General features: G+C 64.0%; 19 protein-coding genes. All 19 read left to right on the top strand.

Annotated elements, in window-relative coordinates; translation table 11 throughout:
• Window positions 1-104: 104 nt before the first annotated feature.
• The 19 genes from leuC (at window position 105) to purF (ending at window position 24015) form a co-directional block, all read left to right on the top strand.
• Entirely contained in the window at window positions 105-1538 is a 1434-nt protein-coding gene (gene leuC / locus F3J44_RS10760) for a 3-isopropylmalate dehydratase large subunit (protein WP_167058155.1), read from the top strand.
• Entirely contained in the window at window positions 1535-2179 is a 645-nt protein-coding gene (gene leuD / locus F3J44_RS10755; protein WP_167272189.1) for a 3-isopropylmalate dehydratase small subunit, read from the top strand. The genes leuC and leuD overlap by 4 nt, the downstream gene beginning before the upstream one ends.
• Before the next feature lie 91 nt (window positions 2180-2270).
• Window positions 2271-3035 carry a class I SAM-dependent methyltransferase gene (locus F3J44_RS10750; RefSeq protein ID WP_167272186.1) on the top strand — a complete coding sequence of 255 codons (765 nt, stop codon included), beginning with the start codon at window positions 2271-2273 and terminating at the stop codon, window positions 3033-3035.
• A gap of 54 nt (window positions 3036-3089) precedes the next feature.
• A complete protein-coding gene (gene leuB, locus F3J44_RS10745; protein WP_167058148.1) occupies window positions 3090-4172 on the top strand; it encodes a 3-isopropylmalate dehydrogenase in 1083 nt (360 codons plus the stop codon).
• Window positions 4173-4235: 63 nt separating this feature from the next.
• Entirely contained in the window at window positions 4236-5348 is a 1113-nt protein-coding gene (asd, locus tag F3J44_RS10740) for an aspartate-semialdehyde dehydrogenase (RefSeq protein ID WP_085675569.1), read from the top strand.
• Between the two features lie 392 nt (window positions 5349-5740).
• Window positions 5741-6232, top strand: coding sequence for an RNA polymerase sigma factor (locus F3J44_RS10735; protein WP_167272184.1), 492 nt, complete (start codon window positions 5741-5743; stop codon window positions 6230-6232).
• 66 nt (window positions 6233-6298) lie between these two features.
• The gene (locus F3J44_RS10730) at window positions 6299-7297 is read left to right on the top strand and encodes a FecR family protein (protein WP_370526731.1); all 999 of its coding nucleotides are present in this window, start codon (window positions 6299-6301) and stop codon (window positions 7295-7297) included.
• A gap of 109 nt (window positions 7298-7406) precedes the next feature.
• On the top strand, window positions 7407-10541 hold the full coding sequence (locus tag F3J44_RS10725; protein WP_167272178.1) for a TonB-dependent receptor domain-containing protein: 3135 nt from the start codon (window positions 7407-7409) through the stop codon (window positions 10539-10541).
• Between the two features lie 89 nt (window positions 10542-10630).
• Window positions 10631-11389, top strand: a complete 759-nt coding sequence (locus F3J44_RS10720) for a Slam-dependent surface lipoprotein (protein WP_167272176.1) — start codon at window positions 10631-10633, stop codon at window positions 11387-11389.
• 90 nt (window positions 11390-11479) lie between these two features.
• The gene (locus F3J44_RS10715; protein ID WP_167272173.1) at window positions 11480-12952 is read left to right on the top strand and encodes a surface lipoprotein assembly modifier; all 1473 of its coding nucleotides are present in this window, start codon (window positions 11480-11482) and stop codon (window positions 12950-12952) included.
• 83 nt (window positions 12953-13035) lie between these two features.
• Window positions 13036-14040, top strand: coding sequence for an aspartate-semialdehyde dehydrogenase (locus F3J44_RS10710; RefSeq protein WP_167058133.1), 1005 nt, complete (start codon window positions 13036-13038; stop codon window positions 14038-14040).
• 72 nt (window positions 14041-14112) lie between these two features.
• On the top strand, window positions 14113-16821 hold the full coding sequence (locus tag F3J44_RS10705; RefSeq protein WP_167272171.1) for a FimV/HubP family polar landmark protein: 2709 nt from the start codon (window positions 14113-14115) through the stop codon (window positions 16819-16821).
• A gap of 208 nt (window positions 16822-17029) precedes the next feature.
• Window positions 17030-17875 (top strand): tRNA pseudouridine(38-40) synthase TruA, encoded by an 846-nt coding sequence (truA, locus tag F3J44_RS10700; RefSeq protein ID WP_370526295.1) that lies wholly within the window; start codon window positions 17030-17032, stop codon window positions 17873-17875.
• A gap of 60 nt (window positions 17876-17935) precedes the next feature.
• Entirely contained in the window at window positions 17936-18556 is a 621-nt protein-coding gene (locus F3J44_RS10695) for a phosphoribosylanthranilate isomerase (protein WP_167058124.1), read from the top strand.
• Between the two features lie 222 nt (window positions 18557-18778).
• On the top strand, window positions 18779-19672 hold the full coding sequence (gene accD / locus F3J44_RS10690) for an acetyl-CoA carboxylase, carboxyltransferase subunit beta (protein ID WP_167058121.1): 894 nt from the start codon (window positions 18779-18781) through the stop codon (window positions 19670-19672).
• Complete coding sequence (gene folC, locus F3J44_RS10685) at window positions 19672-20958, top strand: bifunctional tetrahydrofolate synthase/dihydrofolate synthase (protein ID WP_167272167.1); 1287 nt, start codon at window positions 19672-19674, stop codon at window positions 20956-20958. The genes accD and folC overlap by 1 nt, the downstream gene beginning before the upstream one ends.
• Before the next feature lie 4 nt (window positions 20959-20962).
• Window positions 20963-21622: an SPOR domain-containing protein gene (locus tag F3J44_RS10680; protein WP_167058115.1), complete on the top strand. Its 660-nt coding sequence runs from the start codon at window positions 20963-20965 to the stop codon at window positions 21620-21622.
• A gap of 287 nt (window positions 21623-21909) precedes the next feature.
• Entirely contained in the window at window positions 21910-22467 is a 558-nt protein-coding gene (locus F3J44_RS10675; protein ID WP_167058112.1) for a CvpA family protein, read from the top strand.
• 42 nt (window positions 22468-22509) lie between these two features.
• Complete coding sequence (gene purF / locus F3J44_RS10670) at window positions 22510-24015, top strand: amidophosphoribosyltransferase (RefSeq protein WP_167058109.1); 1506 nt, start codon at window positions 22510-22512, stop codon at window positions 24013-24015.
• Window positions 24016-24019 lie beyond the last annotated feature (4 nt).

Genomic DNA, 24019 nt, shown 5'->3' with positions numbered 1-24019 from the left:
AGCATAAAAATTATGAATTTGAGTTATTCAATCTAACCCCCTAGCATCGTCCGTACAAGCCAAGGGGTCTTTGGCATAGAAAGACGCTGATGAGGAACAGTCTGATGGCTGGCAAAACGCTCTACGACAAACTCTGGGACGCCCATGAGGTCAAGCGCCGCGATGACGGCTCGTCCTTGATCTACATCGACCGCCATATCATTCACGAAGTGACGTCGCCCCAGGCCTTCGAAGGCCTGCGCCTGGCCAACCGCAAGCCGTGGCGCATCGATGCCAACATCGCCACCCCCGACCACAACGTGCCGACCACGCCAGAGCGCAAGGGCGGCATCGAGGCGATCGTCGACCAGGTGTCGCGCCTTCAGGTGCAGACCCTCGATGAGAACTGTGACGAATACGGCATTGTCGAATTCAAGATGAACGACGAGCGCCAGGGCATCGTCCACGTCATCAGCCCGGAGCAGGGTGCTACCTTGCCTGGCATGACCGTGGTCTGCGGCGACTCGCACACCTCCACCCACGGCGCCTTCGGTGCCCTGGCCCACGGCATCGGCACCTCCGAGGTTGAGCACGTGCTCGCCACCCAGTGCCTGGTTGCCAAGAAAATGAAGAACATGCTCGTGCGTGTCGAAGGCCAACTGCCTGCCGGTGTTACCGCCAAGGACATCGTCCTGGCCGTGATCGGCAAGATCGGCACCGCCGGCGGCAACGGCCATGCCATGGAATTCGCCGGCAGCGCCATCCGCGAATTGTCGATGGAAGGCCGCATGACCATCTGCAACATGTCCATCGAGGCCGGTGCCCGCGTGGGCCTGGTGGCCACCGATGCCACCACCGTCGCCTACGTTGAAGGCCGCCCGTACGCGCCCAAGGGCGAGGACTGGACGCGCGCCGTGGAGGCCTGGAAAGACCTGGTGTCCGATGACGATGCCGTGTTCGACACGGTGGTGGAGCTGGACGCCGCGCAGATCAAGCCGCAGGTAAGCTGGGGCACGTCGCCGGAAATGGTCCTGGCCGTCGACCAGCGCGTGCCAGACCCGGCCGCCGAGGCCGACCTGGTCAAGCGTGGCTCGATCGAGCGCGCCCTCAAGTACATGGGCCTGAGCGCCAACCAGGCGATCACCGACATCCAGCTCGACCGCGTATTCATTGGCTCGTGCACCAACTCGCGCATCGAAGACTTGCGCGCGGCCGCTGAAATCGCCAAGGGCCGCAAGGTGGCCGCGACCGTCAAGCAGGCGATCGTGGTGCCGGGTTCGGGCCTGGTCAAGGCCCAGGCCGAGCGTGAAGGGCTGGACAAAATCTTCCTCGAAGCTGGCTTCGAATGGCGCGAGCCCGGCTGCTCGATGTGCCTGGCGATGAACCCGGACCGCCTGGAAAGCGGCGAGCACTGCGCGTCCACCTCCAACCGCAACTTCGAAGGCCGTCAGGGCGCCGGTGGCCGCACCCACCTGGTCAGCCCGGCCATGGCCGCCGCCGCCGCAGTGACTGGCCACTTCATCGATGTCCGCGAGTTGATCCAAGGGAGCGCAGCATGAAAGCCTTTACCCAGCACACTGGCCTCGTCGCGCCGTTGGACCGTGCCAACGTCGACACCGACCAGATCATCCCCAAGCAGTTCCTGAAGTCGATCAAGCGCACCGGCTTCGGCCCCAACCTGTTCGATGAATGGCGTTACCTGGATGTCGGCCAGCCGTACCAGGACAACAGCAAGCGCCCGTTGAACCAGGAGTTCGTGCTCAACCATGCGCGCTACCAGGGTGCCAGCGTATTGCTGGCGCGGGAGAACTTCGGTTGCGGTTCGAGCCGCGAGCACGCCCCTTGGGCCTTGGACGAGTACGGCTTCCGTAGCGTGATCGCGCCAAGTTTTGCCGATATCTTCTTCAATAACAGCTTCAAGAACGGCCTGTTGCCGATCATCCTCAGCGATGAGGAAGTCGACGAGCTGTTCAAGCAGGTCGAAGCCAACCCGGGCTACCAGTTGACCGTCGACCTGCAGGCGCAGGCGGTGACTCGCCCGGACGGCAAGGTGCTGCACTTCGAGATCGATGCGTTCCGCAAGCACTGCCTGCTCAACGGCCTGGACGACATCGGCCTGACCCTGCAGGACAGCGACGCGATCAAGGCCTTCGAAGGCAAGCATCGCGCCGGGCAGCCCTGGCTGTTCCGCGATGCCTGAAGTTCGTTAGCCGCACCGGCCTCTTTACCTCTGTAGGAGCGGGCTTGCCCCGCGAAGGGGCCCGCACAGGCGATAGGAAAAGGACTCACCCATGACCAGCACCCAGCACACCGACGTGGTCCAACGCCAGTTCGGCGAACAGGCCAACGCCTACCTCAGCAGCGCCGTGCACGCCCAAGGCCGCGAATTCGCCTTGCTGCAGGCCGAGCTTGCAGGGCAGGGCAGCGCCCGCGTGCTGGACCTGGGCTGCGGTGCTGGCCATGTCAGTTTCCACGTCGCCCCGCTGGTTGCCGAGGTGGTCGCCTACGACCTCTCGCAATCGATGCTCGACGTGGTCACCCGTGCCGCCGCCGAGCGCGGCCTGGCCAACATCACCACCGAGCGCGGCGCCGCCGAACGCCTGCCGTTTGCCGATGCCTCGTTCGACTACGTGTTCAGCCGTTACTCGGCGCACCACTGGAGCGACCTGGGCCTGGCCCTGCGCGAGGTGCGCAGGGTGCTCAAGCCTGGTGGCGTGGCGGCGTTCATCGACGTGATGTCGCCCGGCAGCCCATTGCTCGACACCTACCTGCAGGCGGTAGAGGTGCTGCGCGACACCAGCCATGTGCGCGACTACTCCGGCGCCGAGTGGCAGCGCCAGGCCAGCGAGGCCGGCCTGCAGGTACGCAGCCAGGCGCGCCAGAAATTGCGCCTGGAGTTCGCCAGCTGGGTCGAGCGCATGCGCACCCCCGAGCCGCTGCGCGTGGCCATTCGCCAATTGCAGCAAGCCATGGGCGAAGAAGTACGGCAGTATTACCAGATCGAAGCCGATGGCTCGTTCAGCACCGATGTGCTGGTGCTGTGGGCCGAGCGTTAAGCACTTTACGGCGGGGCCCGTCCGGCCGCGCCGCGTGAATGGATAGAGGAAAGCATGAGCAAGCAGATTCTGATTCTCCCAGGTGATGGCATTGGCCCGGAAATCATGGCCGAAGCCGTCAAGGTGCTGGAAGTTGCCAACGACAAGTTCCAGCTCGGTTTCAGCCTGGAGCACGACGTGATCGGTGGCGCTGCCATCGACAAGCACGGCGTGCCGCTGGCCGACGAAACCCTGGAGCGCGCACGCAAGGCCGACGCCGTGCTGCTGGGCGCCGTGGGCGGCCCGAAATGGGACAAGATCGAGCGTGACATCCGCCCTGAGCGCGGCCTGCTGAAAATCCGTTCGCAACTGGGCCTGTTCGCCAACCTGCGCCCGGCCATCCTTTACCCGCAACTGGCCGATGCCTCCTCGCTGAAGCCGGAAATCGTCGCTGGCCTGGACATCCTCATCGTTCGTGAGCTGACCGGCGGTATCTACTTCGGTGCCCCGCGTGGCCAGCGCGAGCTGGAAAACGGCGAGCGCCAGGCCTACGACACCCTGCCGTACAGCGAAAGCGAAGTGCGCCGCATTGCCCGCGTCGGCTTCGACATGGCCCGCGTGCGCGGCAAGAAGCTGTGCTCGGTGGACAAGGCCAACGTCTTGGCTTCCAGCCAGCTGTGGCGCGAAGTGGTCGAAGACGTGGCCAAGGACTACCCGGACGTGGAGCTGAGCCACATGTACGTCGACAACGCCGCCATGCAGTTGGTCCGCGCACCGAAACAGTTCGACGTGGTAGTGACCGACAACATGTTCGGTGACATTCTGTCGGATGAAGCGTCGATGCTCACCGGCTCCATCGGCATGCTGCCGTCGGCCTCGCTGGATGCCGACAACAAAGGCATGTACGAGCCTTGCCACGGCTCGGCGCCGGACATCGCCGGCCAGGGCATCGCCAACCCGCTGGCGACCATCCTGTCGGTGTCGATGATGCTGCGCTACAGCTTCAACCAGTCGGCTGCCGCTGAAGCGATCGAGCAGGCGGTCAGCCTGGTGCTGGACCAGGGCCTGCGCACGGGCGACATCTTCTCGGAAGGTTGCCGCAAGGTCGGTACGCAGGAAATGGGCGATGCAGTAGTCGCCGCGCTGCGGAATCTGTAATCTCTCTGGCCCGCCACCGAAAATTCACGGTGGCGGCCCACTTTTAGCAAAGGTGTAGTTGCGATGAAACGTGTAGGTCTGATCGGTTGGCGCGGCATGGTCGGTTCCGTGCTCATGCAGCGGATGCTGGAGGAGCAGGACTTCGACCTTATCGAGCCGGTGTTCTTCACCACCTCCAATGTCGGTGGCCAGGGTCCGAACGTGGGCAAGGATATTGCTCCGCTCAAGGACGCTTATTCGATTGAAGAACTCAAGACCCTCGACGTGATCCTGACCTGCCAGGGCGGCGACTACACCAACGAGGTGTTCCCCAAGCTGCGTGAAGCCGGCTGGCAGGGCTACTGGATCGACGCCGCATCGTCCCTGCGCATGCAGGATGACGCGGTGATCGTGCTTGACCCGGTCAACCGCAAGGTCATCGACCAGCAGCTCGACGCCGGTACCAAGAACTACATCGGCGGCAACTGCACCGTCAGCCTGATGCTGATGGGCCTGGGCGGCCTGTTCGAAGCCGGCCTGGTGGAGTGGATGAGCGCCATGACCTACCAGGCGGCCTCCGGTGCCGGCGCGCAGAACATGCGCGAGCTGATCAAGCAAATGGGCGCTACCCACGCCGCCGTTGCCGACGACCTGGCCAACCCGGCCAGCGCCATCCTCGACATCGACCGCAAAGTGGCTGAAACCATGCGCGGCGAAGGCTTCCCGACCGAGAACTTCGGCGTGCCGCTGGCCGGCAGCCTGATCCCATGGATCGACAAGGAACTGCCGAACGGCCAAAGCCGTGAGGAATGGAAGGCCCAGGCCGAAACCAACAAGATCCTCGGTCGCTTCAAGAGCCCGATCCCGGTCGACGGTATCTGCGTGCGCATCGGTGCCATGCGCTGCCACAGCCAGGCGCTGACCATCAAGCTGAACAAGGACGTGCCGCTGGCCGACATCGAAGGCATGATCAGCCAGCACAACCCGTGGGTGAAGCTGGTGCCGAACCAGCGTGAAATCAGCATGCAGGAACTGACGCCTACCAAGGTGACCGGCACGCTGAACATCCCGGTTGGCCGCCTGCGCAAGCTGAACATGGGCTCGCAGTACCTGGGCGCCTTCACCGTGGGTGACCAGCTGCTGTGGGGCGCCGCCGAACCGCTGCGCCGCATGCTGCGGATTCTGCTGGAGCGTTGATCGCCCTGGCTTGGCCGAAAAACCCGCGTTGGCGACAACGCGGGTTTTTTTATGCCTTGGCACACTGCAACCCTGCCATCCACCGCGTCGCCAGCTTCGCGGCGGTTCGACGCCTCGACAAGGCTGCTCCCACATGACCCGGTAGGAGCGAGCGCAGCTCGCGATGGGCTGCAAAGCAGCCCCAGCACTTTGAGCCGCGAGGCTGAAACCCTGGGGCCGCTGCGCGCCCCATCGCGAGCTGCGCCCGCTCCTACAGGGGATTGCGGCGCGGCCACCCTTGCATTTTGTTTTGTAACAGCACCCCTTTGTACACGCAAAACATCTGGTTTAACGAGAAGTATTCTCATTATAATCAGCCTCCCCAGTTTGCCTGAGCATAGGAAAGTGCTGACGTGCTGGAACAACTCTTCAACGAACATGCCCGCGCCTTGCACCGCTATTTGCTGCGCAAGAACTGCACGCCAAGCCTGGCAGCGGATATCGTCCAGGAAACCTTCCTGCGGCTGGCGCAGATGGACGGCGTAGAGCGCTTGCTCGCCACCCCGGCCTACCTGTTCCGCGTTGCCCACAACCTGATGATCGACCATCATCGGCGTTACGGCAGCAAGCGCTACGAGGCCGAGGCGGCCGATATCTTCGAGGGCCTGATCGATGAAGCCAGTTCGCCAGAGGATCAGGCCCTGGGAGCCCTGGAGCTGGAGCGCCTGCACGCCATCCTGGAATTGCTGCCCGAACGCACCCGCAACGTGTTCTTGTTGTGCCGGGTCGAAGGGATGACGCACAAGGAGGCCGCCGAGTATTTACGGATATCCACCAGCTCTGTACAAAAACACCTGGCCAGTGCGCTGGCCAGAGTCGGCCGAGGGCTTGAGCCTGATTACTAGAACAGGCGCTGGCGCTGACCTGGCCGGGTTACCAGAAAAACACCAACAGGCAGCAAACACCACACCGTGAACCCCTCAGAACCTGTTGACCCGATCGAACGCAAAGCCGCCGATTGGGTCATGAAGCACCGTCAAGGCCGCCTCGGTCCCGCCGAGCAAGCGGCCTATGGGCGTTGGCTGGCCGCCGACCCACGGCACGCGGCTGCCGCCCGGCGCATCGATCACGCCTGGCGGGCCAGCGCGGTGCTGCGCCAGGGCTATGTGCGCCCACCGCGCCCGCCCCGTGCGCGGGGGCCGTTGGCATGGCTGCAGGCAGGCTGGCGGCGGCCGTGGGCATGCACAGGTGCACTGTCGGCGGTGGCCGTGGCCTGCTGGCTGTGGCTGGCGCCGCCGTTCTGGGTTCAGGGCCTGGGCGCCGATTACCAGACCGGCTACGGCGAAGTGCGCCATGTCACCCTGGACGATGGCAGCCAGGTCGAAATGGGCAGCCGCACCCTGCTGAGCGTCAACTATGACGGTCAGCGCCGTACCGTGCGCCTGCAGCGTGGTGAGGCGGTCTTCACGCCTTCGCCTGTGGGGGAGAAGGAGCCAAGGCCGTTCACGGTAGTCACGCCCGGGGCGACGATCACCGCGCGCGGTACGCGTTACCTGGTTGGGGTCGACAAGGACGAACGCTCCGGGTGGGTTGCAGTGCTGCAGCACAGCGTCGAGATCAACCTGGTTTCCCACAGCCTGGACGATGCCTCGGCATCCGCGGTACTCCAACAAGGCGACAGCCTGCGGTTCGGGCCCCATGAGGGGCTCAAGCCCTTGGCGCAATCGCCCGAGGAACTGGCCAGCTGGCAACAGGGCAAGATCGTGCTGAGGCGCCAGTCCCTGGCTGAGGCCGCCGAGCAGTTGGGCCGTTATCGTCCCGGCATGACCGTGGTGCGTGGCGATGCGCTGCGACGGCTGCCGGTAAGCGCTGTGGCGCGCCTGGATCATGTCGATGACGCACTCCGGCAGCTGGCTGGGCAAGCGCACGCCCGCGTGCTGGACGTGCCCGGTTTTCTAATTATCTATTGATCTATAAATAATATTTAATAGATCAAATCGCTCTACTGCGTTTGATGCCCTGCGCCGTTACTAGATGCAAATAACTCTTATTTGTTTTTAGCTAGGGTGCTTGGGAACGATGTCAAAGGGAGCTTCGGGGCGCTTTGCCCCACAGAAGGGCAAGCTGAGCCTGGGAATTCAGCTGGCCCTGTTGACCTGCTGCGGTACCGCGCCGGTGCTCGCGGCGCCCGCCGCCAACGATGCGACGGCAGCAGCGATCAGCCAGGCTGGCCAGTACCACGTGTTCGATGTACAGGCCGGGCCGCTTGAAGACGCCATGTTGCAGTTGGCCCGCCAGGCCGGTGCCGAGTTCTACCTCACCGGCAACGCTTTCGCAGGCCTGTACGCCAACCCGGTGCAAGGCCGCTTGTCGTTGCCAGGCGCACTTGAGCAGTTGCTGGCCGGCTTGCCGGTCAGCTTCAGCCTGAGCGGGCCCACCGGGCAACCGGTGATTCACCTGCGGCCCGCCGATGCCAGCGCTGACGACCTGCACCCGACCTACGTCTACGGCCTGCGCGATGGTCGCTCGCGGGACGAGAAGGGCTACAGCGACATCTACGACCAGGATATTTCCACCGTCTACGCCGGCAAGGAGCAGATCGAGCGCTACAAGGGCGCCGCCCCGGCCGACGTGTTCAAGGGCATGCTCAATGTCTACAGCGGCGATGCGCGCAACAGCGGCGCGCTGGACCCGAACGTGCGCGGCATCCAGGGCCCGGGCCGGGTGCCGCTGACCATCGATGGCACCGAGCAGGCGTTGACGGCTTACCGCGGCTACATGGGCGCCAATAACCGCAACTACATCGACCCCAACCTGATCGGCTCGATCAAGGTTATCAAGGGGCCGAACCTGGAACGCAACGTCTACAGCGGGGTTGGCGGCGCCGTCGTGGCCAACACCCTGAGTGTCGACGACATCCTCAAGGAAGGTGAGGCCTACGGTGGCGAGTTCAAGATCGAAGGCAGCAACAACTCGGTGTCGCCGCGCCTGCCTACCCTGCTGACCGGGCAAATGCCAGGTGCCGACTACCAGTACTACCCGATCAACTCCTATTACGACCCGTCGCTGTACAAGCACCCACGCACCAGTAGCAGCAACGGCTTGCTGTCGAGCGACGATCAGGCCTACCGGCTGGCGCTTGGCACGCGACAGGAGCAATTCGACCTGATGGCGGCCTATGCCTACCGCGAGAAGGGCAACCACTACGCCGGCAAGAACAAGAGTGGCTACTACGCCAGCGGCGAGATGGTCGAGGGCAAGTGGGACTATGTGCCCAACCTTGCACGCATCTACAAGCCCGGTGACGAGGTACCCAACACCTCCAGCAAGATGGAGTCGTGGCTGGCCAAGGCCACCTGGAAAATCGACGAAGGCCAACGCCTGGAGTTCGGCTATCGGGCCACTGACTCCCTGTATGGCGAAATCCTGCCGACACGCATTTCCTTCTTCACGCCGGGAAGCCAATACGATGCCGCCACCTATGGCGTGCCGCAATGGCCATTGAGCCATGTCGACAGCAAGGCCTATAACCTTGAGTACACGCTCAAGCCTGAAGGCAATCCTTGGCTGGATTTCTACTCGAACCTGTGGATGACCCGCACCGTCAGCGACACCTACAGTTCCGGCGGCGTACCCAACGAAACCACTGCCCAGGACCCGGCGTTTCGCAATACCGCGGTCGCCAACGCCAAGCACGACCGTGCCGGCCTGACCCTGAGCAACAAGCTCCGGTTGCTCGACAGCCTGAGCCTGACCTTGGGCGGCAGTTACCAGCATGAAAAGCTCAGCTCTGGCGACAGCATCTACGACCCCACCAGCATTTCGGTTACGCGCATCTACCCGCGGGCGGGGCGCCGGGAAGAGCAGGAGTACAATTTCAACTTCGACTGGCAACCGGTCAGCTTCGCCCGGTTCACCGCCGGCGGGCGCTATTCCTCGTACTGGTCGTTCGATGACTTTCTTCACCAGCAGCAGCGAGACACCGGCCAGACCAGCATGAATGTCCAGTCGGGGCAGGGCGTGGTCTACGTGACACGCAAGCAACTCTCGCAGGAGCAGTGGCAGGCCGTCGTCGATGAGAAGTTGCAGTTCTTCAACGAAATCTGGGACTTGTTCGAAACGCCGATGGAAGAGCGCCAGCCGGTCATCGACCTGATCGAAAGTGAAACGCCGCGGGTACTGGACACCGAGCACAGCCAGCACTGGGCGCATGATGGCAGCGGTCGTTATCGACGGGCCGACAGCCCATGCATCACCGGGGCGGTGGCCGGTGAAGAGATGATCTCGTGCGCCGCCTCAGGCTACTCCTCCGGCGCCGATGCCCGCGACCTGGAGGGCAACCTGGCCAACCAGGTCGTCGATGGCTCGGCCAGGCACCGCAGGGACCAGGGCTGGGTGCCGAACCTCTCGGCAACCTTCTACACCTCGGAAAATGGCCGCTTCTACCTGCGTTACAGCGAAGCGATCCGTTACCCGAGCATGTTCGAGAGCACGGTAGGCTTTTCCGCATCGTTGTCGCCCTGGCCGTTGAAACCGGAGCATGCACATAACTATGAGGCGGCGTATGTGCATAACTTGAGCGGGTGGCTAGGCAGCGAACAGGCCGATGTAAAGTTTACCTACTACCACAACACCACCACCGATGTGATCGAGCGTAACCCGCAGTTGTTGTTTTCCAATATCGACAAGCAGACGACGGCCGGGCTGGAACTTCAGGGGCGTTATGACAATGGCCGGTTCTTTACCGACCTGAGTGTTGCCCATGTGCTGAAGAACAAAGTCTGCGATGAAAACTCGGCAATACGGCTGGACCCGACCGGGGGTATTCCCAATTGCGTCGACGATGGTTTCGTCGGTGGCTACCTGGCGGGCATGGCAATGCCCGAGTGGTCGGCAAACCTTGGGCTGGGGATGCGTTTTCTGGACCGGCGCCTGGAGGTGGGCGGGCGGGTCATCTACTACAAGGGCCATGACAGCAAGTTCTACAGCAAGTATGCCGACAACCCCATGGTTTCCTATTACTTGAATTCACCGCTGTCCTGGGATGACATCATTACCTACGACGCTTATGTGAATTACAAATTGACCGATGCGGTCAATGTCGAGTTGGTCGGTACCAACTTGTCCAATTTGTATTACCTGGACCCGTTAACCCGCTCGGCCATGCCGGCGCCGGGGCGAACGTTGAAAATCGGTTTGACTGCCACCTTTTGACAATCGAGGTAACGATGGACGGATGAACATTGCCGGAAGGCGGATGTGCGTGTGTGTTGGATACTTTTAACTTATCAATGGAATATGACATGAAATCGTTCACAGTTTCCGTACTTGCTGTTGCACTTCTGGGTCTGGCCGGCGTTGCCCAGGCAGACGTTTCTTCCGGCCAAAGCTACACCGGCACCATCGGCGTCGGCGGCTCCCAAGGCACTTCGACCAACCACCCGGGTGAGGCGGGTTCGCCAGCCGTGGGCGTCAACGCGTTCTACAATGGCACCCGCGTGGCCTTCAGCGGCCTCAAGGCCATGGTGCCCGCCGACACCAACGGCGTCACCACCATCACCCCTGCCATGATGCCGGCCTCCCACGCGGCGCTGGGCAACTTCGACTTCAAGCAAGTCTCCACCCAGCAGGTGTACTTCGGCGAGTGGTCGCAAAACGGTACCGATAACGACCCGACCCGCGTCGTCTACTACTCCGGCGACACCGCCGGTCGCGTGCTGCCAACCACCAATGTCAGCTATGCGGTACAAGGCATCAGCAACTACTCCGGTGCCAACCTGCTGTCGGGCAACCTCAACGCAACCTTCGGCAATGCGTCGCCGACGCTGTCGGGCAACCTGGCCAACGGCGCGCTCAAGGTTCAGCTCAACGCCGGTATCAACACCTCGACCGCCGCCTTCTCGGGCATCGCCACTGCCATCAACCCGAGCACCAACGCAACGCTGTCGGCAGGTACTACCCAGGGCAGCTTCTTCGGCGCCGGCGCCAGCGCTTCCCTGGCCGGTATCGCCAAGTTCGCCAACCGCAACTACGACACCGCGTTTGGTGGCGTTAAACAGTAAGCCGGTCAGCTTGATGCTGGTCAGTTAAGTGCACCGGGGCCGCGGCGTGGCCCCGGTGCAGCGTTTTCGAGGTGCCCCGGGAGCCGAGCAATGCCCCAGTCTTCACGCCTGCACTACCTCTTGTTGCTTTACCTCCCGCTTTTATTACCCACTACCGCCCACGCGGACCAAGACACCAACCTGCGCCTGAACCAGAGCATCGAATACCGTGCCAGCCGCCAGGAACGCGAGCTGCTCAAGGACGAAGATGCCGGTACCACGCTGGTTATCGATGGCCAGGCTTACCGCGTTGGCGACAACCTCGATGACCTGGGGCGTGCGCTGTATCTTTGCGTGCAACGCCAGCAATGGGCCGATGCCGACGCCTTCCGCGCCCGCTACGTCGCTCTGCCAGGCCATGACATGATGCTGGTGGCCTATGCCGACGGTGCCCTGGCCCGCTCACGGGGCGAGTTGGAGCTGGCCGAAACCCACTATCGCCAGCTGCTCGCCCAACAAGGCGACTTTCTACCCGGCCAGCTTGAACTGGCCCGTGTGCTGTTCGAAAACCGCAAGGACCGCGAGGCGGCAGATGCCTTCCGCCAGATCAGCCAGAGCCTGGGGCCGGCCGATGCCCACAACCAGGGCCTGGGCAACAGCGTCGACAGCTTCATCCAGGCGCTGGGCCAGCGTGAACGCTGGCAAGGCTCCTTGGCGATCGGGCCGACCTGGAGCGACAACCTCAACCAAAGCTCCGAAAGCACCACCACCTACCGCCTGGAAACCAGCGATGGGGCCTACCTGGTACAGCGCAAGATGCCCAAGGCGGTTTCGGCAGAGGGCATCGACTACGAGGCCACCCTTAACAAACGCATCGCCCTTGCCGGGCACCACGGTGTATTCGGCCGAGCGCTGGCCTATGGGCAAGCCTACGATCGCCAGGGCAAGTACGACGAAGACACCTTTATCGCTAACGCCGGCTACAGCTATCAGGATGGGCGCAACCAGTACAGCCTGGGGCCTTCGTTCGAGTACAACCGTATCGGCAGCGACCCGATGTATTCGGCCTGGGGCGTGCGCGGGGAGTGGATGCACAACCTGTCCGCCACGCGCATGCTCAGGTTGGAAGGGGAATACAAGGACATGGTCTACCGTGGCCAGGCAGCCGACCTCTACGACGGCAGCGCAGCTTCGGTGTATGCCACGCTATGGCAGGCACTGCCGCGCCAATGGACGCTGTTCGGCGGTTTCGATTTCACCGGCCGCGACACCCGCGCCGACACCGAGGCCTACTTCCAGAAAGGCCTGCGCCTGGGGGTGGCCAAGGACTTCGAGGTCGGCGTCAGTGCCGTGCTGTTCGCCTCCTGGCGCACCCGGCAATACGACGCCTACAGCGCCTTGCTCGACGCCCGGCGTCACGAGCGTGAACAGGGCTACACCTTCATCCTGCGGGCGCCGCGCCTGGCCGTGCTGGACGTGGTGCCCAGCCTTACGTTCAAGTACAACAAGGTGCACAGCAACGTCGACTGGCTGTACAGCTGGGAGCGCAACAGCGTCAGCTTCAAGCTGGAAAAGCAGTTTTGACGCCCATTGCGTCGGCTGCGTTGGCCAGCCTCGGGCAATGCGGGTAAAGTGCCGCTCCCGTTTCGCCTGAGGCAGCCCGCACCATGAACCCTACCTTTGATATCGCCGTCATCGGCGCCACCGGCAGCGTCGGTGAAGCCCTCGTACAGATCCTCGAAGAGCTGGACTTCCCGGTCGGCACCTTGCACCTGCTGGCCAGCATGGAATCGGCGGGCAGCAGCGTGATGTTCGCGGGCAAGAAGCTCAAGGTGCGCGAGGTGGACAGCTTCGACTTCAGCCAGGTCAAACTGGCCTTCTTCGCCGCCAGCCCCGCCGTCAGCCGCAGCTTCGCCAGCAAGGCCGAGCAAGCCGGCTGCAGCGTCATCGACCTGTCTGGCGGCCTGGACAACGCCTTGCCAGTGGTGCCCGAGGCCAATGCCCACTGCCTGGAGAACCTGCCATTGCCGGCCCGCCTGGCCAGCCCCAGTTCGGCCACCGTGGCCGTGGCGGTAGCCCTGGCGCCCTTGAAGGGCGAGTTGGATATCGAGCAGTTGCAGGTCATGGCGGCGCTGGCGGTGTCCGCCCAGGGCCGTGAAGCGGTCAACGAGCTGGCCCGGCAAACCGCCGAACTGCTCAACGCCCGGCCCCTGGAGCCGCGCTTCTTCGATCGGCAGGTAGCCTTCAACGTGCTGGCCCAGGTTGGCGCTGCCGACGAGCAGGGCCACACCTTCGTCGAGCGCCGTCTGGTCAACGAACTGCGCGTGGTGCTGGGGCTGCCGGCGCTGAAGATTTCCGTGAGCTGCGTTCAAGTCCCGGTGTTTTTCGGCGATAGCTTCAGTGTGGCGGTGCACAGCCGTCGCCCGGTCGACTTGCCTCAGGTCAATGCGTTGCTGGAGCAGGCGGCAAGCGTCGAGCGGGTTGAAAATGATGATTATCCGACCCCGGTTGGTGACGCAGTTGGCCAAGACGTGGTCTATGTTGGTCGTATACGCCATGGAATTGACGAAAACCAGCAACTGAACCTGTGGTTGACCACCGACAATGTGCGCAAGGGGGCCGCGCTCAATGCCGTGCAGGTGGCGCAATTGTTGATTAAACACATGGTGTAAAAGATACTGGCGAGCACTTTTGTCCTACACCTCGCGCAGGTTTTTAGGACGATTCTTACAAGGGAAGAGGTCATGCTTCGAATTCGCAAACTGGTTCTGGCCATGGCGGCAGCGTCGGCGCTGTCGTCGGGCATGGCGAATGCCCTGGGGTTGGGTGAGCTGACATTGAAGTCGGCGCAGAACCAACCACTTGACGCCGAAATCGAATTGCTCGATGTCCGCGACCTCACCGCCGCCGAGTTGGCGCCAAGCCTGGCGCCACCGGAAGAGTTCAGCAAGGCCGGGGTGGCCTACACGGCCGAGCTGGAGGGCCTGACCTTCACCCCGGTCATCAACCCCAACGGCAAGAGCGTGTTGCGGGTAACCTCCAGCCAGCCACTGCCCGGTACGGTGGTCAAGTTCCTGGTGCAGGTCATGTGGCCCCAGGGCCGCCTGCTGCGGGACTACAGCGTGTTGCTCGACCAGGCCAAGGCCCAGGGCCAGCAGCCGGCTGCGGCCAACGTCAACCCGGCCACCAGCAGCGCTGGCAGCTACACCACCAAACGCCGTGACACCTTGTGGCAGATTGCCGCGCGCAATACCCAGGGTGGCGGTTCGGTGCAGCAGACCATGATCGCCATCCAGGCGCTGAACCCGGATGCCTTCATCGGCAACAACATCAACCTGTTGAAAGTCGGCCAGGTATTGCGCCTGCCCGACCAGCAGCAGGTTCAGAGCATCCCACGGCCCGAAGCCAATCGCGAAGTGGCCGAGCAGTATGCCGCCTGGCGTGAAGGCCGGCGCCTGGGGCCGCGTGCGCGGCAACTCGATGCCACCCGCCGCGGCGCCGCCGCCGCGGCGCCCGAGCGCATCGCCCAGGGTGACAACCTGCGCCTGGTAAGCCCAGGCAGCCAGGCCGGTGCCGGTGGTGCCAAGGCGCTGAACGACAAGCTGGCCGTGGCCCAGGAAAGCCTGGACACCAGCCGCCGTGACAACGACGAGCTGAAAAGCCGCATGACCGACTTGCAGAGCCAGTTGGACAAGCTGCAGAAGTTGATCGACCTGAAGAACGACCAACTGGCCCGCCTGGAAGCCCAGGGCGCCGCCGAGCCGGCCACGCCGCCTGCGGCTGCACCTGGCGAGCCAGCGCCTGCCCAGCCAGTGGCAGAGGCGGCAGCGCCTGCACCTGCCGCCGAGCCTGTGGTCACCCCGGCGCCTGCCGCCGTCGACACCGCACCGGCCCCTGCAGCCACACCGGCAGCGGAGCCTGCGCCAGAGCAGCCCGCGTCGGGCTGGTTGAGCAACCCGCTGGTGCTGGGCCTGATCGCAGGTTCCGCCTTCCTGGTGCTGCTGTTGCTCTTGCTGCTGCTGGCACGCAAGCGCAAGGCCCAGCAGGAGGCTGAAAAGCACCTGCGCATGGCCCAGGCACTGACCGAGGACAGCGAGCGCAACCCGGACTTCGACCTGCCAGCGGGCAGCTTCGACGAGCTGGAAGAAACGACCCTGTCGCCAGCTGTGGTCGCGGCTTCTGCCGCGGCTGCCACGGCGGCGGAAAAACCGCTGGCGGCCGTGGCCGAGCCAGAGCCGGTGCAAGACCCGAACGCCGCCTTGCTCGCCGAGGTTGACGAAAGCATCGCCCAGGGCCGCCTGAACCACGCGGCTGACCTGCTGGAAGTTGCCGTGGCGGCGCAGCCGCACAGCGATGCCCTGCGCCTCAAGCTGATGGAAGTCTACGCCCGCCAGGGTGACCACAGCGCCTTTGTCGAGCAGGAGCGCGCGCTGCCGGCTAACGAGGCCAACACCGCACAGGTCAATGGCCTCAAGGAACGCTACCCGGCCATGGTCGGCATCGCGGTGGCCGCCGTGGGCCTGGGCGCTGCCGCACTGGCGGCGGAAATGGACGAGCAGTATGTGCAGGAGTTGCTGCAAGAGCAGCCTGAACCTCCTGTGCTGGCTGAAGACGACGCCCTGGCCGAGCCAGAGCTAGAGCCAGAGCCTGTAGCCGAGCCTGAGCCCGTGCTGGAAGCGGAGCCTGTGCCGGAGCCTGTCTCCGATGAGCAGCTGGATGCAGCCGCCGAAGCGTTCACCGAAACCTCGGTGCTGGACGATGGCGACCTGGACAGTGCGTTCGACCTGAGCCTGGGCGATGACCTGCCGCTGGACGAACACCTTGAGCCGCCCATGCTTGAGGAGGCCGACCTGGACGATACGCAGGCAGCGTCCGAGCCACAAACCGATGCCGATGACGATTTCGAGGCCTTGCTGGCCCAGGCCCAGGCAGCACCGGCGCCCCAGGATATCGACGAACTGGCCGAGTTCGACCTGAATGTCGTCGAGCCTGCGGCACCTGCCGCTGCCGAGGACGCGCCGGTGGACGTGGCCGCCGAACTGGCGGCCTTCGATGCCATGCCGGAATTCGACCCGATTTCCGAGCTGGAGCTGCCCCAGGACTTCGACCTGTCGCTGTCGCTTGACGATGATTCGCCGGCGGCCAAGCGTTTCGAGTCGGAACTCAGCGATGTCAACGCCGAGCTCGACAAGCTGTCGCAAAACCTGGAATCGCCGTCGCTGGAGCCGCATTTCACCGCTGAGGACGCTGCAGCCGAGCCCGAGCCGTTGGATGACCTGGACTTCGACTTCCTTTCCGGCGCCGATGAAGTGGCCACCAAGCTGGACCTGGCACGGGCGTACATCGACATGGGCGACCACCAGGGCGCCCGCGACATCCTCGATGAAGTGGTCAAGGATGGCGATACCGGCCAGCGCAAGGAAGCCGAGGAAATGCTGACCCGCCTGGTTTGAAAGCATTAGCTTCAGCCCTGTGGGAGCGGCCTTGTGTCGCGAAAGGGGCGCGCAGCGGCCCCAGGATTTCAGCGACATAGCCATGATCGTCGGGGCCGCTTTGCGGCCCTTTCGCGACGCAAGGCCGCTCCCACAGCCAATACGGTTGCCGTTGTCGTTATAATCCCCGCCATTTCGTACACCCACAGGTTTCACGCTCTTGGACATCATCGACACCGCCGCTAGCGAAGCGGCCGCCGAAGGCTTCACCCGCATCGCCCTGGGTGTGGAATACAAAGGTTCGCGCTACCGCGGCTGGCAGCGCCAGGCCAGCGGCGTGCCCAGCGTCCAGCAGGCCCTGGAGCAGGCGTTGTCGAAAGTGGCCGACGAGCCGATCAGCGTGATCTGCGCCGGGCGCACCGATGCCGGCGTGCACGGCTGCGGCCAGGTGGTGCATTTCGACACCCGTGCCGTGCGCGACGAGCGTGCCTGGACCCTGGGCACCAACTTCAACCTGCCCCATGACATCAGCGTGGTCTGGTCGCGGCCGATGCCGGCGGACTTCCACGCGCGCTTCAAGGCCTGCGCCCGTCGCTACCGCTACGTGATCTACAACGATCCGATTCGCCCCGCGCACCTGGCCGAGGAAGTGACCTGGAACCACCGCCCGCTGGACGTCGAGCGCATGGCCCAGGCCGCGCAGTACCTGCTCGGCACCCATGACTTCAGCGCCTTCCGCGCCAGCCAGTGCCAGGCCAAGTCACCGATCAAGCATATCCACCACCTGCGTGTGACCCGCCATGGCCAGATGATTGTGCTGGACGTGCGCGCCACGGCCTTCCTGCACCACATGGTGCGCAACATCGCCGGTGTGCTGATGACCATTGGCGCCGGCGAGCGCCCGGTGGAGTGGGCCCGCGAGGTGCTGGAAGGGCGCAATCGCCGCGAGGGCGGGGTGACCGCGCACCCTTACGGCCTGTACCTGGTGCAGGTGGAATACCCTGAGCAATTCCAGCTGCCGCAACGTTACATTGGCCCACACTTTTTGACCGGCTACGACGCCCTGGCTGACTGACGCGCCAAAAGTCATTTGCTACCATCGGGCCCTTCAGTCACCACTCAAGGTTTGCAGTCCATGAGCAACGTTCGCAGCAAGATCTGCGGGATTACCCGCATCGAAGACGCGCTGGCCGCCGCCGAAGCCGGCGCCGATGCCATCGGCTTCGTTTTCTATGCCAAGAGCCCGCGTGCCGTGGACGTGCGCCAGGCACGGGCGATCATCGCCGAGCTGCCACCGTTCGTGACCACCGTCGGCCTGTTCGTCAACGCCTCGCGCTGCGAGCTGAACGAGATCCTCGAAGTGGTGCCGCTGGACCTGCTACAGTTCCACGGCGACGAAACCCCGGCCGACTGCGAAGGCTACCACCGCCCGTGGATCAAGGCCCTGCGAGTACGCCCGGGGGATGACCTGGAAGCGGCCTGCCAGCACTATCGCGGCGCCAGCGGCATCCTGCTCGACACCTACGTGGCCGGCGTGCCCGGCGGCACCGGCGAAGCCTTCGACTGGGCGCTGGTGCCGGCGCGGCTGAGCAAGCCGGTGATCCTCGCCGGGGGCCTGTCGGCGGCCAACGTCGGCCAGGCGATTGCCCAGGTGAAGCCGTATGCAGTGGATGTCAGCGGCGGGGTGGAGCAGGCCAAGGGCATCAAGGATGCGGCGAAGATCGAAGCCTTCATGCGTGCGGTAAAACAGGCGTGATAGCAGATGTGACGGCTGGCGGCGCGCCATCGTCCATAGGTTTCGCAGCCCTGCGGGGCGGCCCGCGGCATGCCGCGTGGCCATTGAACAGATTGAACACGGCGCGGTACGCAGGCAGCCCCTGCGGCCGGGCCGCCATCGTTTCATAGAAGAATTTGAGCTCAAGGGCAGGGCATGGCCGGCCAGTCCGGTCCCCGTCCGCCAATACTGGAGAAAGAAAGCATGAGCAACTGGTTAGTCGACAAACTGATTCCATCGATCATGCGTTCCGAGGTGAAGAAGAGCTCGGTGCCCGAAGGCCTGTGGCACAAGTGCCCAGCCTGCGAGGCCGTGCTGTATCGTCCGGAGCTGGAAAAGACCCTGGATGTCTGCCCCAAGTGCAACCACCACATGCGCATCGGCGCACGTGCTCGTATCGACATCTTCCTCGACCCGGAAGGCCGCGCCGAGCTGGGCGCCGAGCTGGAGCCGGTCGACCGCCTGAAATTCCGTGACGGCAAGAAGTACAAGGACCGCCTGGTTGGCGCGCAGAAGCAGACCGGCGAAAAAGACGCCCTGATTTCCATGAGCGGCACCCTGATGGGCATGCCGATCGTGGTCAGCGCCTTCGAGTTCTCGTTCATGGGCGGTTCCATGGGCGCCATCGTTGGCGAGCGCTTCGTGCGCGCTGCCAACTATGCCCTGGAAAACCGTTGCCCGATGATCTGCTTCTCCGCCTCCGGTGGTGCGCGCATGCAGGAAGCGCTGATCTCGCTGATGCAGATGGCCAAGACCTCGGCCGTGCTGGCGCGCCTGCGCGAAGAAGGCATTCCGTTCATCTCGGTGCTGACCGACCCGGTCTACGGCGGCGTTTCCGCCAGCCTGGCCATGCTCGGTGACGTCATCGTCGGTGAGCCAAAGGCCCTGATCGGCTTCGCCGGCCCGCGGGTAATCGAGCAGACCGTGCGCGAAAAACTGCCAGAAGGCTTCCAGCGCAGCGAGTTCCTGCTGGAGCACGGTGCCATCGACCTGATCATTTCCCGTGGCGAACTGCGCCCGCGCCTGGCTCGCCTGCTGGCGCAGATGACCGGCCAGGCCACCCCGGAGCAGGCCCGTGAGGACGCTGCGGTCGCGTGATGAAACAACGAACCCTGGGCGAATGGCTCGCCTACCTCGAGCAGTTGCACCCTTCGGCCATCGACATGGGCCTGGAGCGGTCGCAGCAGGTGCTGGCGCGGCTGGCGCTGGGCAAGCTGGCGCCGCGTGTGGTCACCGTCACCGGCACCAACGGCAAGGGCTCGACCTGCGCCTTCGTGGCGTCGCTGTTGCGGGCCCAGGGGCTGAAGGTGGGGGTGTACAGCTCGCCCCACCTGCTGCGCTACAACGAACGGGTGCAGATCGATGGCGAGCAAGCCAGCGATGAGCACCTGTGCCAGGCCTTCGCCGCCGTCGAGGCGGCGCGGGGCGATATTTCCCTGACCTACTTCGAGATGGGCACGCTGGCGGCGTTCTGGTTGTTCCACCAGTCGCAGCTCGATGCCGTGGTCCTCGAAGTGGGCCTTGGCGGGCGCCTGGATACCGTCAACGTGGTGGATGCCGACCTTGCGCTGGTCACCAGCATTGGTGTCGACCACGTCGAATACCTGGGTGACACCCGCGAATTGGTGGCCTTCGAGAAGGCCGGCATCTTCCGTGCCGGCAAGCCTGCGCTGTGCGGCGACCTGGACCCACCGCAGCCGTTGCTGGACAAGGCCGGTGAATTGGGCGCGCCGCTTTACCTGCGTGGTCGTGACTTCGACCTGGCCAGTGACGGCAACAGCTGGCGCTGGCGTGGGGTTACCGCCGAGGGCCAGCCGGTCGAACTCAGTGGCCTGCCACTGCTCGACCTGCCGATGGAAAACGCTACCCTGGCGCTGCAGGCCTACCTGCTGACGGGGCTGCCGTGGGACGCCGGGCAGGTCCGCCAGGCGTTGCTCGATACGCGCATCACCGGCCGCCTCGACCGCCGCCAGTTGACCTGGCAGGGCCGGCCTGTGGAGCTGCTGCTGGATGTCGGGCACAACCCGCATGCCGCGCATTACCTGGCCCAGCGCCTGGCCAGCCGTGCCCCCAAGGGCCGTCGCCTGGCGGTGTTCGGCCTGCTTGCCGACAAGGACCTGGAAGGCGTGATCGCGCCGTTGCAGGGGCTGGTCGACGACTGGGCGGTAGCGCCGCTGGACACCCCGCGCAGCCGCCCGGCTGCTGAACTGGTTGCTGCCTTGACGAACCTCGGCGCAACGGTGAAGTCTTACGTCAGCGTCGACGCCGCCCTTGAAGGGCAATGCGCGCAGGCGACGGCGGATGACCAGATCCTGCTGTTCGGTTCGTTTTTCTGTGTCGCCCAGGCCCTGGAATGGCTGGAGCGGCAGGCCCTGGAGGGGTGATTAGATGGCAGTGCTGGACAAAGGGATGAAGCAGCGCATGGTGGGTGCGCTGGTGCTGGTGGCGCTGGCGGTTATCTTCTTGCCGATGCTGTTCACCCGCGAGGATGAGATGCGCCAGGTGCGCGTCGACGCCCCGCAGGCGCCGGCCATGCCAAGCCTGCCTGAGGTGAAGGTCGAGCCAGTGGCGGTGCCCGAGCCGCAGCCGTTGCCTGAGCAGGCTGAGCCGCCTCAAGTGTCCCAGTCGCCCCAACAGGCGCAGCCGCAGCAACCACCGGTGGTGGTCAATGAGTCCACGCGCCCGGTGACCGCGCCCAGCCAGCCGATCACCCCGTCGCCGCAGACCCAGGTGCAAGCCAAGCCGCAGACGCCGGTGCCGGTGCCCAAGGCGGCAGCGCCGGCGCCTTCGAAAATCGACGTTAATGGCCTGCCGGTAAGCTGGTCGATCCAGTTGGCCAGCCTGTCCAACCGGGCGGGTGCCGAGAGCTTGCAGAAAACCCTGCGCAGCCAGGGCTACAACGCCTACATCCGTTCGGCCGGTGGCATGAACCGGGTGTATGTGGGGCCACTGATCGAGCGGGCCGAGGCGGACAAACTCAAGGACGCGATCAACCGCCAGCACAAGCTCAATGGCTTCGTGACACGCTTCCAGCCGGAAAAAGGCTGAAGCCCCCTCGCCTGTAGGAGCGGGCTTGCCCCGCGAAGCAGGCGACGCGGTGTATGGCACCGGCTGCGCCGGTGTTCGCGGGGCAAGCCCGCTCCTACAGGGCATTGCGGCGCGGCTGCTGGCACTGTTCCCTGCGCGACAGCGCAGCCTGCGAGGGCTGGGTGATCTCCTACAAAAAGGCGGCTTTGGGTGTTAAAACCTGACCCAGGGATCCACCTGACATTCCGCTTACCCAACCCCCGCCGCTCTGGTAAAATGCGCCGCCTCAAACGTCTGCAGGCAGCACCGTGGCCTTTACCCTGGTTGATTGGGCGATCATTGCGATCATCGCCGTCTCCACACTGATCAGTCTCAAGCGCGGCTTCGTCAAGGAAGCCTTGTCCCTGCTCATCTGGATCGTCGCAGGGGCGGTCGCCTGGATGTTCGGCGGGTCGCTTTCGGTGTACCTTGAAAGCTATATCCAGACGCCGTCCATGCGCGTCATTGCCGGTTGCGCCATTCTTTTCGTCGCCACCCTGCTGGTGGGGGCAATGCTCAATTTCCTCATTGGCGAGCTGATCCGCGTGACCGGGCTTTCCGGCACCGATCGTTTCCTCGGCATGGCCTTTGGTGCCGCGCGCGGGGGCTTGCTGGTGGTAGTGGCAGTCGGCCTGCTCAGCCTCGGGCCGGTGCAACAAGACACCTGGTGGCAGGAATCACGCCTGATACCACAGTTTCTATTGGTCGCTGACTGGTCGAAAAACCTGATTCTGGGTTTCACCGGTCAGTGGACTTCCAGTGGGGTGATCAGCGCTCCGGCTGATCTTCCATTCAAGGAGCAGTTGCTCGGGCCGGCAAAGCCCTGAGCGCTGTTCGTTCAAGTTTCATCAAAGTAGGGGTTGCGTCGCATGTGTGGCATCGTCGGTATCGTCGGTAAGTCGAACGTCAATCAGGCGCTGTATGACGCGCTTACGGTCCTTCAGCACCGCGGCCAGGACGCTGCCGGTATCGTGACCAGCCACGACGGCCGGTTGTTCCTGCGCAAGGATAATGGCCTGGTGCGTGACGTTTTCCAGCAGCGCCATATGCAGCGCCTGGTGGGCAGCATCGGCATCGGCCACGTGCGCTACCCGACCGCGGGCAGCTCGACCTCGGCCGAGGCCCAGCCGTTCTACGTCAACTCGCCGTATGGCATCACCCTGGCGCACAACGGCAACCTGACCAACGTCGAGCAGTTGGCCAAAGAGATCTACGAATCGGACCTGCGCCACGTCAACACCAACTCCGACTCGGAAGTGCTGCTGAACGTGTTCGCCCATGAACTGGCCGTGCGCGGCAAGCTGCAGCCCACCGAGGAAGACGTGTTCGCCGCGGTTTCCCACGTGCACAGCCGCTGTGTCGGTGGCTACGCCGTGGTGGCGATGATCACCGGCTACGGTATCGTCGGCTTCCGTGACCCGCACGGCATCCGCCCGGTGGTCTTCGGCCAGCGCCACACCGATGAAGGCGTGGAATACATGATCGCCTCGGAAAGCGTCGCCCTGGACGTGCTTGGCTTCACCCTGATCCGTGACCTGGCGCCGGGCGAAGCGGTGTACATCACCGAGGAAGGCCAGCTGTACACCAAGCAGTGCGCCGAAGCGCCGAAGCTGCAGCCGTGCATCTTCGAACACGTCTACCTGGCCCGCCCGGACTCGATCATCGACGGTATCTCGGTGTACAAGGCGCGCCTGCGCATGGGTGAAAAGCTCGCCGACAAGATCATGCGCGAGCGCCCCGAGCACGACATCGACGTGGTCATCCCGATTCCCGACACCAGCCGTACCGCTGCCCTGGAGCTGGCCAACCGCCTGGGTGTGAAGTTCCGTGAAGGCTTCGTCAAGAACCGCTACATCGGCCGTACCTTCATCATGCCCGGCCAAGCTGCGCGCAAGAAGTCGGTCCGCCAGAAGCTCAACGCCATCGAGCTGGAATTCCGCGGCAAGAACGTGATGCTGGTGGACGACTCGATCGTGCGCGGCACCACCTGCAAGCAGATCATCCAGATGGCCCGCGAAGCCGGCGCCAAGAACGTCTACTTCTGCTCGGCTGCCCCTGCGGTGCGCTACCCCAACGTCTACGGCATCGACATGCCGAGTGTTCACGAACTGATCGCCCACAACCGTACCACCGAACAGGTGGCCGAGTTGATCGGCGCCGATTGGCTGGTCTACCAGGACCTGCCAGACCTGATCGATTCGGTCGGTGGCGGCAAGATCAAGATCGACCACTTCGATTGCGCGGTGTTCAACGGTGAATATGTCACCGGCGACATCGACGAAGCCTACCTCGACCGCATCGAGCAGGCCCGTAATGACCTGGCCAAGGTGAAGAACCAGGCGGTCAGCGCGATCATCGACCTCTACAACAACTGATTTG

Origin of the sequence: Pantoea sp. Tr-811, assembly GCF_011752535.1 — a bacterium.
Lineage (GTDB): Bacteria > Pseudomonadota > Gammaproteobacteria > Pseudomonadales > Pseudomonadaceae > Aquipseudomonas.
This window is presented reverse-complemented; position numbering and strand designations above follow the sequence as displayed.

Coding starts and splice junctions, on each gene's coding strand:
- leuD (WP_167272189.1), top strand. CDS start 1,535: ATGAAAGCCTTTACCCAGCACACTGGCCTCGTCGCGCCGTTGGACCGT.
- folC (WP_167272167.1), top strand. CDS start 19,672: ATGAAACAACGAACCCTGGGCGAATGGCTCGCCTACCTCGAGCAGTTG.
- F3J44_RS10705 (WP_167272171.1), top strand. CDS start 14,113: ATGCTTCGAATTCGCAAACTGGTTCTGGCCATGGCGGCAGCGTCGGCG.
- asd (WP_085675569.1), top strand. CDS start 4,236: ATGAAACGTGTAGGTCTGATCGGTTGGCGCGGCATGGTCGGTTCCGTG.
- F3J44_RS10680 (WP_167058115.1), top strand. CDS start 20,963: ATGGCAGTGCTGGACAAAGGGATGAAGCAGCGCATGGTGGGTGCGCTG.
- F3J44_RS10720 (WP_167272176.1), top strand. CDS start 10,631: ATGAAATCGTTCACAGTTTCCGTACTTGCTGTTGCACTTCTGGGTCTG.
- F3J44_RS10710 (WP_167058133.1), top strand. CDS start 13,036: ATGAACCCTACCTTTGATATCGCCGTCATCGGCGCCACCGGCAGCGTC.
- leuB (WP_167058148.1), top strand. CDS start 3,090: ATGAGCAAGCAGATTCTGATTCTCCCAGGTGATGGCATTGGCCCGGAA.
- F3J44_RS10715 (WP_167272173.1), top strand. CDS start 11,480: ATGCCCCAGTCTTCACGCCTGCACTACCTCTTGTTGCTTTACCTCCCG.
- F3J44_RS10695 (WP_167058124.1), top strand. CDS start 17,936: ATGAGCAACGTTCGCAGCAAGATCTGCGGGATTACCCGCATCGAAGAC.
- leuC (WP_167058155.1), top strand. CDS start 105: ATGGCTGGCAAAACGCTCTACGACAAACTCTGGGACGCCCATGAGGTC.
- F3J44_RS10750 (WP_167272186.1), top strand. CDS start 2,271: ATGACCAGCACCCAGCACACCGACGTGGTCCAACGCCAGTTCGGCGAA.
- F3J44_RS10725 (WP_167272178.1), top strand. CDS start 7,407: ATGTCAAAGGGAGCTTCGGGGCGCTTTGCCCCACAGAAGGGCAAGCTG.
- accD (WP_167058121.1), top strand. CDS start 18,779: ATGAGCAACTGGTTAGTCGACAAACTGATTCCATCGATCATGCGTTCC.
- purF (WP_167058109.1), top strand. CDS start 22,510: ATGTGTGGCATCGTCGGTATCGTCGGTAAGTCGAACGTCAATCAGGCG.